The 14,572-nt window shown below is 35.7% G+C and carries 8 protein-coding genes; all 8 read right to left on the bottom strand.

The features are described from left to right. Window positions 1–12: 12 nt before the first annotated feature. The 8 genes from NQ558_RS03955 to NQ558_RS03920 all read right to left on the bottom strand — a co-directional run bounded on the left by NQ558_RS03955 (window position 13) and on the right by NQ558_RS03920 (window position 14,572). Window positions 13–2,295 carry a DUF5696 domain-containing protein gene (locus NQ558_RS03955; RefSeq protein WP_040447211.1) on the bottom strand — a complete coding sequence of 761 codons (2,283 nt, stop codon included), beginning with the start codon at window positions 2,293–2,295 and terminating at the stop codon, window positions 13–15. After that, window positions 2,282–4,369, bottom strand: a complete 2,088-nt coding sequence (locus NQ558_RS03950) for a YIP1 family protein (protein WP_040447213.1) — start codon at window positions 4,367–4,369, stop codon at window positions 2,282–2,284. The genes NQ558_RS03955 and NQ558_RS03950 overlap by 14 nt, the downstream gene beginning before the upstream one ends. 24 nt (window positions 4,370–4,393) lie before the next feature. Next, complete coding sequence (locus tag NQ558_RS03945) at window positions 4,394–5,281, bottom strand: carbohydrate ABC transporter permease (RefSeq protein WP_005363345.1); 888 nt, start codon at window positions 5,279–5,281, stop codon at window positions 4,394–4,396. A 10-nt stretch (window positions 5,282–5,291) separates the two neighbouring features. Continuing rightward, entirely contained in the window at window positions 5,292–6,206 is a 915-nt protein-coding gene (locus tag NQ558_RS03940) for a carbohydrate ABC transporter permease (protein ID WP_005363346.1), read from the bottom strand. Continuing rightward, window positions 6,196–9,099, bottom strand: a complete 2,904-nt coding sequence (locus NQ558_RS03935; RefSeq protein WP_005363347.1) for an extracellular solute-binding protein — start codon at window positions 9,097–9,099, stop codon at window positions 6,196–6,198. Before NQ558_RS03935 ends, NQ558_RS03940 begins: the two co-directional genes overlap by 11 nt. Window positions 9,100–9,170: 71 nt before the next feature. Continuing rightward, the gene (locus tag NQ558_RS03930; protein ID WP_040447215.1) at window positions 9,171–10,688 is read right to left on the bottom strand and encodes an ABC transporter substrate-binding protein; all 1,518 of its coding nucleotides are present in this window, start codon (window positions 10,686–10,688) and stop codon (window positions 9,171–9,173) included. A 346-nt stretch (window positions 10,689–11,034) separates the two neighbouring features. Next, complete coding sequence (locus tag NQ558_RS03925) at window positions 11,035–11,655, bottom strand: SGNH/GDSL hydrolase family protein (RefSeq protein WP_005363349.1); 621 nt, start codon at window positions 11,653–11,655, stop codon at window positions 11,035–11,037. Next, window positions 11,630–14,572: a TIM-barrel domain-containing protein gene (locus NQ558_RS03920; protein ID WP_005363350.1), complete on the bottom strand. Its 2,943-nt coding sequence runs from the start codon at window positions 14,570–14,572 to the stop codon at window positions 11,630–11,632. Before NQ558_RS03920 ends, NQ558_RS03925 begins: the two co-directional genes overlap by 26 nt.

Below are 14,572 nucleotides of genomic sequence, written 5' to 3'. Positions count from 1 at the left end.
TTCTATGCCAAATTATCTATCTGCTACCAAATAATTCTTTGCTGGAATATGTACTCCCTGTTTTGTCACATACTCCCGATTTAAATAATTAATATAAATTACTTTCCCATTATCATATGACACTGCCGCAACGCCTGTATCAAGCATCTTATGTTGAATAATAGAACTTCCTTCCACTTCTTTCAGTGCACCATTTAAATATTGATAAACTTCCTTCATCACATCAGACCAATCATTGTAATTCAGTGAAAAATAATCTTCTAATGGAGTATCTATTAACTTTTCGTTTTTCTCTGACATAATTATAAAAGAAGGATACGCGCCATACTCAATCATCTTTAGTTTGTTTGTCTGATTATAAAATCCCTGATTCGCATATGGTGCATAATAGTCTATGCTTCCTTTCAAAACGATCTGTAAAAACGGAACAGAATCTGTTTCATACATATATTGACTATTCTGTAACGGCATATTTATATACTCAGATGTATCATTCCACAAATACTGATTCGGATTTTCTAATACTTTATCTTTTTTTATTTTTGAAACAGTTTCACTCAATATTTGTTTACTTTTCTGCCTTGATATTTTTTCATTCTTAGAATAATCACCATAAATCATGTTTCCAACTTTAGCCACATCCAGATTATACTCGGGATAATCCTCTACCATATCCGCCAGTGAATCAACCACATCTGACGGATGTGCATAATACTCTGTCGGATACATTAACATTGTATTACTTCTAGTATATGAAGAATAATTTTTCGAAATTGTAAGAGCTGACGTTGAAGCAATCCTCGCCTGATCTTCATTAAAACTTACCAGATTAGTGTAAAGATAAAATCTTCCACCATTGTCTCCAAGCATTTTATGTAATTCCTTCAAATCTCCCTCATTTCCAAGATCGGAATCTAAACTGGTTGTCCCATATTTATGTCCGCTGATTCCATTTTTCTGCCATCCTTCATATGAAACTGAAATATTTTTAATATCATTTCTCCGCAAATTATCAACAATATCCTGTGCTTCTTTCACAGAAGTCAACTTATTATATCCATTAAAAATAAGTCCTTCCTCCACTACACCTGCCATCATATGCAGATACATAGGAATTTCTTTGTCCTCTCGTTCATTCCTTTTCAATATTCCTGCATTTTTTACCAGTTCTCTATATTTTACAGCCATTCCGGAATAATCTGCCTTTTCGTTCGACAGAAAATAAAATGTAACTCTGCCGTTATATGCTTCTGCTTCATCCTGCGTAGTCATAATTGTCTTTCCGCTCTTATTGACCGGATAACTATATGCCTGTCTGTAATCAAATCTGGAAGATACCCAGTTATAATCTGTCACCATTCCTGCCGGAGAAGCATATACTGAAGAATACTCTGCTCCCTCTTCAATTACTGCCATATACGCATTTTGATTTGCACCATGCACCACACCATAAACTGGTATTGTAGCCTTTTGTGTATCAATCATGTAATCATTATTTCGCTTTGCTATCAGATCACCAGCCTCTGAAAGTCCATCTACAGATGCATCCTTTCCGTAAACTCTTTCATCATACACCGATGTATAAGTTCCCTTTTTATTATAGCGGATTAATGCTCCTGAACCATCCGGCACAAACATATACCCTGGCGTAGTATCCTCCTTTACTGTTCCTAAAAACGGTAATATCCAAACCGACTGCAGTTTATTATTTTTTAGTTCCTTTACCGTGTTTTGTAACACTTCTATTGTCAAATGGTCTTCTTCCAGTTTCATCTTAAATGACAATGATATTCCTGCCAAAACAAAGTTTGCATTACAAATTGCTTCATTTTCTTTCCAATTAAAATTAATAGAGTTTCCACTATCTCCCAATGTTGCTCTGGCAGACTGGCATTTTCCACCCAGATAATCTATGGATATAATTGAATTTGCCATAGACGACCACTTTTTATTCATATCTTCTGCCTTTGTTTCCTTTAAGCCTCCCCACACATACCCTGTTTCTTTATTTAAAATACGAATACCTTTTGTTTCATCTGAATAGTAAACTGCAAGGATATCACTTTCCATCTTTTTTTCAAAGCCTTTCAAATCAGCCAGTCTGTTTTTTACCTTTCTAACCTCTTCTATTTGTGTATACCTTCCAGAAGTTACATCTAATGCAGATGAATCCGGTACAACAAAATCAATTTCTGATACTTTATTATCTTCCTTCTTTGCTGCATACGCCATAGTTACTGTTACAGATAAAATGAATGTCAAGCCGATACATATTATTCTCTTATATTTGTACACGATACTCCACCTCCGATATTACCTCTCCTATAAACTCTATAAACTTATCCCATACCAGATATAAAATTGCTACCAGAATAAGTGCAACAATTGCAAAAAACAATGTTAGCAACACATTTTTCACTGTCTGTTTAAATGTATAATTATGCACATTCAATATACTTAAGATTACAAGTGCCGCTGACCATAAAATACCAATATACCACACTAATGTAATCAAAAACGCCTCGTTCTGGGTCAAAACATAACTCAACACAATTGCTATTGGTGCCATTATCATATATGGAACCATGGAATATGCCACTGAAACAAATATGTTTTTTATCGTTCCTTCGCCATCATTAATTGTGGAAACCATGTAATTACCCCCAATAAATAAACCTAGAATGATAAAGAAAATTGCCGAAAGCAACATTGGTGACAACGTTGACAAACTATTCTGATTAAAGATAAATCCTCTTCCTAAAATGTCTGCCATATATATGATAAACGTTACGATTATCATAATCCCCGCTGACAACAAACTTCCTCTTTTTCCAATCTTCAAATAATAAATTGCATCGATAGGATGTTTCAGCATTGTTCCCATATATTTAAAATCACCCTTTAATCTGCCAATTCCCTTTGCTGGTATTTCAGCAATACCATGTGTATTATATTGCTTCTTTTTTTTCTTCGGACGAACTGCTCCTTTGATTAGTGATATTACAAATATTATCAATAATCCGGCGATTACCCATACAATATATTTATTAATCATTACATTTCTGATTTCCCAGAAACACTCCGAATAGTTATCTCTATCATTGGCTGTCTTAAAATGCTCTAATGCCTCTGCATACTGCTGCTGTCTTAAAAGGCTTTTTCCATATCCTATATGAGCTATTTTGGACATGCCGTTTAATCTTAAAATTTCCTGCCAGATTTTTTTGCTTTCTACATAATTTCCTTTTTCTAAATCATAAATCGCCCTGTGATTCAACATTGCAAATTCTGTAGGGGCAAATACCTGAACAAAACCTCTTTCCTTATCTAATACATAAACAAATCCTTCTTCATCTAAATCAATCGCTGCTGCTGATGTAAACAATCCGTATCTGTCATTAGACACTGCTCTTCCTCCAAACGAAAACAGCAGATTTCCGCTATTGTCATATTCATAAATCAGCCCTGTCTGCGTCAATGCATACACATTTCCATATGGTCCTGCTGTCACATCCACGAAATTCCACTCATCATCCATAAACTTATTAGGTGATAAAATATTTGTACCTGCCATATTATGTAATTTCAATGCGTTTGATGTTTTCGTTTCAGCCTTAGACCATGAATAAGTTACCTCTGCACTTTGCGTAACACTATAAACTAAACCTCTGGCAGATAAGTCTATATTTTGTATTGCTCTTGGTTTCCTTGTCTGAAGCTGAGATTTCTGCTCTCTGGTATATATCATCTCCTGAATTCGTTCTAATAGTGTTAAGCTTCTTTGATTTGCTGCAAAGTACCCTTTAAACTCGCCATCATCACCAAACTGCATTAAACCATCATAAGAGCCTTCACCTACTACGATAATATTGGAGTCATCTGTAGCAACTACATTAACCGGTTTAAATATTGCCGATTTGCTCATCAAAGGTGAATCTTTTGGTCTGGAAATCGTTGTCAATATATTCCCCTGCCTGTCGCAGATAAATACCGCTTGTGCAATCGGATCTGCTATGTACATTCTTTCATCTGTCACAAACAATCCACTCGGTCCCTCAAATGCATCATTTGTAATATTTCTGGCAACTCCATTCTCTTTGTTATAAACTACGATTCTTTTATTTCCTGTATCTGCAATAAATATCTCTTTCCCGTATATAAACAAATCACTTGGCTGTACCAGCCCTTGTCTCTGCATATAAACCGTACTTGCCAAATATGCTTCCTGCGTTCTGATATAATCGCCATCTACAGAAATAGTATATGTGTATGTTGTTCCTTCTGATGCCGAAACAATATTTGTCTTTCCTGACAAAATAACACTAATAAGTATTATAAATAAAAATATATTCCTTAATTTTGTCGCCATATTTTTCTCCATTTATATTGTTAACTACTTAATTCCCGAGTTTGCCATAGTATTCATTACTCTTGACTGAAGAATAATAAATAAAACAATATTCGGAACTAACATAATTAATGCTCCTGCTGCTGCTATCCCCTGTGTGATAACACTTCCTCCTGCCGTCAATGTTCCTATATAATACGCAAATGTTTTTAAAGTCTCACTATCCAAATACATCGTAGAGGCATTTGCATCAAGCCATGCCCCCTGAAATGCTAATAACATTACGGTAGCTAACGCCGGTTTCACTAATGGAAACACTACTTTTCGTATAATCTGATAGTCCGTAGCCCCATCAATACGTGCTGCCTCAATCAATGCATCCGGCAACTGGTCAATAAACTGTTTTACTAAAAACACTCCTGTTGGCACTACCAATGCAGGTATAATGCCTACAAGAAAATTGTTTCTAAGTCCTGTATATACAATAACAAAATAGGTCGGTATTGCCACAGCCGTCTGAACGAACATCAACGCCATATTATTAACCTGCAGCAATGCATCTTTGCCACGAAATGTTTTCTTAGATAAAACGAACCCGACGCACACAGATATCCACACATTTAAAAACATAATGACAACGGTATTCACGAAAGTGTTGAATAAATATCTTCCTGCCGAAATTGCAGTATCTGAAGACACCTCAAACAACCTCCTGAAATTATCAAATGTAGGATTTTTCACATAAAATCTTGGTGGATATGCAAACAGTTCATCCATCGGTTTAAATGCAGATACTACAATATATATAATTGGTAAAAGCATTACAATAGATATTGGTATCAGATACCCATATATTTTTATCTGGCTTTTATTAAATCTGGCAGGATCTGTATTACTTGTTCCCAATTTATGTCGCCTTTTTCTTTTTAACATACAGTACCTCCTACTCACCATCACTACTGAACACTCTTGAAACAACTCTTGACAATATAAATATCATCAACAGTAATACTGTAGAAACTGCCGCAGCATATCCCATCTCATAACGGATAAATCCATAATCATCAATATGATTTGCTATCAACTGTCCTGCATAATCCGGTGTGGGGTTGGCTCCGGAAAGTGTTACACCACTTCCACCATCTTTAAAGATATTAACAATCGCCATTACTGCACCGAACATCATTTGCGGTTTTATCGCCGGAATCGTAATATAGATAATTTCCTGAAATCTATTCTTGACACCGTCTATTCTTGCTGCCTCATACATTTCTTTATCCGTATTCAAAATACCTGACAGCATTGAGAGAAACCCTATGCCCATAGAACTCCAAAGACCTACAATAATCATAATCGGCATGAGATATGATCCCGACTGTAACCATTGAATAGGATTCTCGATAATATCATATTTTAACAGTAAATAATTCAACAAGCCTCTCTTGTCTCCACTAAAAACTGAACTCCATATAGTCGCCAGCAATACTCCACCAGTTACAGACGGAGAATATAATATAACGGTCATAATTGTTCTCGGTATTTTTGGTATCTGAGATAATGACCATGCCAAAAAAAATGATAATACATAACCACCAAGTCCTACAAAAATGGCATATATCAATGTATTCGGCAATACTTTCTGCATAAATACCGAATCATTCGTAAGCAAATTCACATAATTGCTTAACCCTGTAAAGGACGGCGCACCAATTGCATTAAATGATGTAAATGATAATATAATAGCCGCCCCCACCGGGATTATAATAAACAAAATAAACAGGAATGTATAAGGTGCCATTAAAACTAAAGAGGAATATTCATTTTTAATTTTTTTTAAAGAAAGGAGTTTACTTTTCATTTTTGGCACCTCGTCTTCCTGTTTTTGTGTAAAGCATTTTTAGTATCTCTATATTATAATCTTTAATTAATTTTCCATCTTGATCTATATATCCAAATTCCTGAAGTTTTCTTTTAATTTCTCTGTCTATTACTAAAACAGCCTGATCTAAAGATTCCATCATATCACTGCCGTCTATAACCACATCATTCCATACACCGCTTAACTCTCTCTCCACAATGTAAGAAGCAGGATGTGGCGTAACTTCTCTCTGATACTGCCACTGTTCTATGGCTTTTTCTTTTACATCCGAATCAAATGGCAGTTTCTTGAAGGCCTCAATATTTGCTGTATTCCATTGGTATTCTAAACCTAAACTTTGACATCTTCTGATAGAATACTCATACTGTGTATCCTCGTCCAACCACCATTTAAGGAATTCCCATGCTTCATCCGGCTTATCTGTATTCGCAAAAATCATTGATGCCGTAGTGTCAGCCGGCTGATATCTGAGAATACTTCCATCCTTCTGTCTGGTTCCCGGACATAATGCAACTCCCCACTGTCCTGCCAATTCCGGTGCTGCCATCTTCAACTGGAGATACGTATTAAAATCTCCTATTCCGATTGGCACCTCACCATATCTAAAACTCAGATAAAAGTTTTCTACAGTAGTCTGCATTCCGTATATTTTGTAGAATTCTGTCATTTCTGTAATAGCATCCACCGACTCTGTACTATTAATTGCTGTCGTATTACCTTTTTCTGAATATATTTCTGCACCCTTTTGGTATATAAATGGAGTAGTAACTCCTAAACCCTTTAATGATGCTCTCTGTGAAATAGGTATATAACAGTTCATCTGATTTCTTAACAGTGTCGGCATCATGGCCTCTATGTCATCCCATGTCTGTGGCACTTCCAGATGTAGTGATTCCAGAATATCTTTGCGATAAAACAATAACTGAAAGTTTCTGGAATCCACAGCGCCATAAACACCGTCACCATAAGATGTTGCTACTAAAGATTCCAATTGATAATCTTTTGTGTAGACATCCATAAAGTCTTCATAGTCCAGAAGATTCTTTAATGCCCCTCTACAGGCAAACGTAAACGGCTGCCCTGCCGTTGCACAGAGCACCACATCCGGATTTGTATTCGTTGCATTGGACAATACCAGTTTTTGTTCATTTGGCATAACTTTCAAACGAATATTTGTATTATGCTCTTTATTATATGTCTCATCTAATAACTGTTGTAATATCTGAACTGTTACAGTAGATTGTGCCACCCACACTTCCAGTTCTTCTTCATTCTGATCACTGGCAGCATAATTATCACTATCTGCTTCGTCTGTAAATGACCATAAAAATCGCTTAATCGCCTCTCCTGCTGTTTTGAATATTGATATATCTTCTTTTGGCAGTTCATCTGTTCCATACAGATAAATTTTATCCAAAGATAATCCCTGACCTGTAAGGCAGGATAACACATTTCCTAAATACTTGGAGGCTGAATCATCACCTCTGAAAATATCTTCTGTTTTCCCTGGTATTTTTTCCGGTTCCTCCAATAGTTTTCTAAGTTTATCGGACGCTGTCTGTAAGTCCATCGCATATACCGGTTCTTTTCCGTCTATTTTTTCTAATTGCTCATATATTTTATCTGCCTGTTCTGCGTATTTCTTTATTCTGTCTGTTGCATCAGGCATATAAGATTCTAAATCCCATGTACGATTTTCATCGGACACCCCGCCTGTAATACGAAGTAACTCAGTTCCCAGTTGATTTACATTTTTCATCAATTCATCAATCTGTGAATATATTTCTTTATAATCTCCCACAGTTACCACCATTGCCAAAGTATGTTTTCCTTTCGCCAGGTGTACCGTCATATCCCCCTCTTCGTCATTAAATGTATAATTATGATATCCACTGGTTCCTGTATATGGGACTTTTGCATTCTCCCATCTGGAATCTGTAACTTTTCCATCTATCTCTATCGTTCTAAACACCGTCTTATTAACATCAGCATTTTGTTTCAAATGAAGACCTAAACGATAATTGCCTTCCTCTTTCGCCTCAAATTCCCATATAATCTTCTGACCTGCTGTTCCCCATGCAGAACTGTCAATCAAATTAATTTTTTTATGATATGTATCATAAGGTGAAAGAGATGCGTCCCTTGCTGATGTTGCTCTGATATAAGAATCTGACTTTAACGAATATTTTTCTGCTTCAATTACAATCATCGGAACATTATCCGTTTTTTGCATTTTTTCTGTTTTCGTATCTTTTATTTTATAAAGCATTAATCCGGATATTTCTATTCCCTGCTCATCCGGAATTATCTCAAATGTATAAGTTTTTCCCTTCTCTAATTTCCACTGAACTTTCTCTCTATCCGTATTTCCATAATCTAAAAATGTGCTCTTCACATATTCATCCAAGTTTGTTTGTCTTCTAACGGATTCGTTCCCACTTCTATCAACAGCTTCTCTTGTCAAATCATGCCAAAGCATTTGTAACTGTGTCCGCTTTGTTTCTTTTCCATTCAATTTCACTTCATACAATGCATCTGTAGCCAGAACATCGCCCACTGGACGATATTCTGCTACAACACAATAATCTGCTGACTCTGGAGGCGTAACACGCAACTTCAGTTTTTCTTTTCTGGTTACAGTTATCGGATAATTTGAAACTTTCTTTCCACTAAGCCGGATATTTTCTGCTTCTATATTTGTACAGTCAGCTTCGTCATATGAATTCCAGTTTTCAATTGCCTGTTTTGTATAAAATCCGCCTGTCTTTCCTTCATAGGATTCGTTCTTTGTATTTAATTTTTCCTTTCCACACGCTAAAAGTGAAGTAACAATCATTACTATAACTAATAACAAGCTGATTCTTTTTTGCATTTTTCCTCCATCCTCTAACAATTTAACCTATTCTGTTCCAAACTTTTTTTGTAACCCGTTGTGTTTCTGTTCTATTTCGAATGTTTTTGTTCAAAATCTTTCTGAACTTTCAAAACTTTTTTTTCAAAATCTTCCCAGGCTTTTTTCATTTCCGGATTAGCTTTTGCTACCGCCTCTTTAATAATCGGTTCAACATTAGAACTTGTTCCGTCTGTTGCCTGATTCTGTGCTTCATCAAAATAGTTCTTTATTATGTCATTATACCGTGGCACTATTTTTTCCACATCAATACGTCTGCACTTATCAATATTTTTAAACAAATATTTGTCTACCTCTGTCACTCCCGGTAAACTATTAAATTTTTCTGCCACCTTAGGATTGGTTGTTGTAGGATAATATAACTTATTGATTGTTGCATATTTTCCTGCATTTGTCTCATCATACATGCTGAGTCTTGCCAAATTTCCCTCAGAACTATATGTAATAAATCTCAGAACCTGCCAAGCTGCTTTTGTATTTTCACAACTGCTTGTCATAAAACAGTGATCTACATGGTACGGCATCACTCCTTTTGCCTTTTTATTCTGAGGTATTGTCCAACTGGTCCAGTTTTTGTCCGACCATCTGGACTGAGCATCTGCCAATTCCCACGTACCTACACCATGGAACAATGTAAGTCCTTTATCAAAAGCTGCATTATCTTCATCCGTTCCAAATTTTTTAACATAATCTGTCTTATCACCTGTTGATGTTCTTCTGAGAGCCCACGCTTCAAGCCCTGGAATAGCTCTTAAATTAATCATATATTTCAATGCTTTTACATACGCATCTGCTTCAAACTGATGCGTATCTTCATTATATCCATTTACAGTATCTTTAGGATTATAGGCACTCACTACCAAACTTGGTATCTGGAAAAGTTTTTCTATACCTGAATATGTAGAATTTGTAGCCGCTTTCAGATATTTTTCAAAATCCTCTAATGTCCAGTCTAATTCCGGCATATCAAGATTTAACGCATCAAGAACATCTAAATTCACGACCATTTCTTCAAACTGTGCCTGATGTGGAAGCGCATATAACTTATCACAAAATGTATAATTCTTAACTAAATTTTCAGGTACATATTTAAAATCCGGATCATCCTTAACAAACTCATCCAGTGGATATACCCATCCCTGTGATATATATGTCATCAGCGAACCATCCGTAGCAGCTTCATCCCAGATAATGTCAGGCATCTTTCCTGCAGAAGCCTTAGCTGACAAATATTCTGCCGCGCTGTCCTTATCTGTATGTGAAAAATAATCAAACTGAATATCCAACTTTGGATAAGCCTGCTGCAATGCATCAAAAAGAGCTTCATAATCTGTAGCTCTCGCCGTATCAACAGCAATCGTAACCGTTCCTTCTACTGAGTAGTCAGCATTCTGGTCGGTTCCTAACCCTTCAATTACCAAATCTCCACCTGTTTTCGTAGATGCCGCTTTCGTTGTCTCTTCCTCTGAACTGCCTCCACATCCTGTAAACAAGCATGTAACCATGCTCAAACAAAGCACTACTGCCAATAATTTTCTCTTGATTCTCATAGTATAATACTCCTTTCATTTCTTTAATTCTGCACTGAATTATATCTATGCAATAATTATATATCGACATCTTTTTAAATCCTATAGATTTTTTTTCACAATAAAGTCACGTATGGACTTTTTCGTTTTTTACTTTTTGATAATTCCCTTATGCTAAAAAAAAAGAGGGGTTTTCGTGTTTTTTCTACATACATCTATATTTTTTTTCTTATTTTTCTTTAAAAAAGTAAATATTATCCATACAAAAAAGAGAGTCTGCAAGCAAACTCTCTTTCAATGCACGGACTTGTAAGAACAACTACTTTTCTGTGCCTCTTCGATCCTAGGAGTATTTCTGACTGTGCAATTATATAATTTTATCAATAATCATTGATATATACTCACAATAATATTTACCAATAACTCTCGCCACGAAATCTGTCGGATGAACACCATCTCCAATAAACTTTTGTTCTTCTACTCCTAAAATAGACGAATAAATCAAACCTTCTGTCGGAACCAATACATCTGCATATTCGTATGCAAGTTTTCTAATAATTTGAACCTTACCGTATAAATCATCTCTAAAAAACAATTTATCCTCAGCCGGCATCAAATATGGCTCTAATATCATGATATGTGCTTTTGTCTTCTGTCTGATATTTTCTAAAATCGTACGGTATCTCTCCTCAAAAACCTCATTTGAAAGCCATTCCCTATCTTCCGAATAATACCATACATCATTAATTCCAATCATAATAGATACAATGTCCGGCTGAATATCAACCAAATCTGATTGTACACGATTTAATAAATCTTCTGTTTTATTTCCATTAATTCCCTGATTCACAAACTCAAATGTACACTCCGGATATTTTTCTGAAATAAAACCTGCTGCATAGTGTGCATATCCATCTCCTAAATCGTGAATATCATCATAATCCCGATTAGAATCTGTAATGCTATCTCCTTGAAACAATATCTTCATGTTTCTTCCTCCTTAAAACTTTCAGTGTAACAATCATCAAAACAATTACAATACATATCAATACAATTATAATAGCATAGATCCATATACTCGTTGTGGCTTGTACTCCATACGCTTCTACCTCATACAACGTTGGAACACTTCCTGTTTTTTTCTCCACATCATGTATCTTTATATATTTCGCTATTGTTCCTTTTAATGGTATCTCTTTAATTCCACCTATACCTTCTTCTTCACTTAAAACCTCTTTCCACTCTTTTCCATTTTCAGATACAGATACTTTGTATTTTTCTGAATACTGAGCAGTCCATTTCACTTTAATGTTTTGAATTTCATTCTTTTCCTTTAATTCATAAATCAAATCCTCTGTTCCTGCTTTATTACTCAGAACATACTTTGAATTATAGTCACCATCAATTGTTGCTGCTAATTTTTTATCACTTACCTTTGCATCCTTAAGGACATTTTTGGTTTGAATTTTTCCAAGACTTATTTTAATTTTTTTCCAATCTTTTTTACCAAGATTAATAATGGTCTGTTCATTATTTTCACAAAAATAACCCTTCTCACCTTTGGAATTTGGTTTATTATCCAGACACTCTAATTTCTCACCATCTAATTCAACCGAATATGCTGCACTTCCCTTTAATATCACAGCAGTCGTTTCATTTCCTGAGTCTGCCTTTACTTCAAAAGTATTTTCATCTACCCGTGTACTCACGTATTTAGCACAAGTATTCTCATCTTTATAAAATATGTTCTCTCTCTCTTCATCCGGAATTGTAACCAGCAGTGCTTCAGCTTTATCCACGTCCTGCATACTGTCTGAAAGATTCAGGCTGTCTGACACTGTGACTGGCACTGTTGCTCCTGCTTTTAGATACACAGGTATTTCATCTATCGGAGCTTCTACCTGTTTTGTCTTCCCACCTTCGATTTTTTCTCCATTATAAAGTCCATACCATGTTCCTTTCGGAAAAGCCACATCATTTAAATATGCCTGTTCTTCCAATACTGGGCTCACCAAAAAATCATCACAGAATAAATAGGTAGTATATAATCCATCATATTTTGCCTCATTAGGATACTCCATAGTGAGTGGTGTTGCTACCGGTGTTCCCTTTTTATTAGACTTAATTGCTGCACTATATATAGTATTAAGCAAATTTTCTCTTAACCAATAATATTTCAGATATGTCTTTTCACCTGTTTTTCCATAATCCCACGGAAATCTGCTTGTTTGTCCGTGTGCTCTCATTATTGGCTGAAAAGCAGAAAATTCAACTGCTCTTGCGTACACTTCATTACTCAGACTGCCATCAAGTCCTCCTAAATCTGCTCCCCACATCGTAAATCCACTGGCACTATCTGATAAACCAGATATCAACTGCATTTTCATGCCATTCATTCCACTGGCCTGATCTCCATTAAAGAATGCCGAATAACTTTGCGCTCCTGCACATCCGGCTCTTGAAAAAGTCACACTACCATCTATTGTTTTCTCTTTTAACACTTCGTTATATACTTTTGTTTCCCAATAAGGAAACATATTATGCATTTCTGCTCCAGTGCTTCCATTTCCTCTAAATAAAGCTCTTAATGGAATTAATTCGCCAAAGTCTACTAATCCGCCTGCCCAGCCTAATTTTCCATAATTTCCAATACGATTATTCAGCATTGTTTTTGACATAGGATCTGTAAAATCTATAAAACATCCAACATCTGCTAACGGATTATTTACCGATTTTGTTATCGGTAATTTCTTCGTATCAACTCCCGGCAGATATCCCTTCATTGTATCTATATTATAGTCTGGAGAATTCCAGGTAAGCAGTTTTGTTCCTGTTTTCTTAAGTGCATTATAAATTTTTGCATCTGTTATATCGGCCGATTCTACATATACTGCTGCTATATCAGGAGTGCCTATATTTTTAAAGCCTTGCTGCATTTTCAAAATAGAACCGATTGTCGAACCACCATATGTCTCCCAAAATTTTGAATGACCTCCCGCCATATATCGGTATCCCCACTTAGGGAGAACAATTGATGTTCCCGTAAGACTTGTGTAACCCGAAATATTTTCTTTTGGAGTCCCTGTCCATACAAAAAAATCAAAATCAGGACCCTGAAATTCCATCGTACATTTTTTACTGTTAGTATATCCTATATCCAGCCTGCCACTGTAAAACGAATTAAAAAACAAAGTATATCCTCTATTGCTATATATGATAGGAACATTTTTATATCCTCGCCATTTTTCTGCATTGAGTGCTCCTGTTGCATTGTTATACCCTGCATCAACATTCCACATGAGAAGTCTTTTTCCAGTCTGATCTAATTCATTAAAACGTTCTCCTGTACCGTATATAGATTCTTCACTTGCTAATGGCAATTCCAGCCGCACTTTTTTAATCTCGCTATTCTCAAAAGAAAATGCTATCTGCTCCGGAGAAATATCAAACAGCTTTCTGTTTTCCTTGTTGAAAACACTTAATCGAAAGCCACTCCCCTCCTTCTTAAAGCTCACTGCTGTTCCATCTTCTGCTCTCATCTGAATCATTGTTTTATCATTCTTTTGATATGTTATATCCTGAACATCTTTCGGAGCAAAATATCCTTTATGGCTTCCTGTCAACCGAAATCCTCCGGTAGAAGGAAATGTCAAATGTAATTTTTCTGTTTTTCCATCTACCTTCACTTCTAAAATAAATTCTTTCTGCTTCTTTTTAATTCCAACTAAACTGTCAACTGTTCTATACTCTCCACGAATCTGTGGGTACTTAGGACCTTCTGCACTTGTTCCAAAGGAATCCCACTCGTTCGGTTTTGCTTTGGTAGCAGCAAAAACTGTAGCAGACATACTTACTGTCAAAATAATCGAAAGCACTAATGCAATAATTTTATTACTTTTTCTCAT

The organism is Eubacterium ventriosum, assembly GCF_025150745.1.
In the GTDB taxonomy this organism is placed as follows: Bacteria; Bacillota; Clostridia; order Lachnospirales; family Lachnospiraceae; genus Eubacterium_G; species Eubacterium_G ventriosum.
The sequence above is the reverse complement of the archived record's forward strand: the minus strand, read 5'-3'. Positions and strand labels throughout refer to the sequence as shown.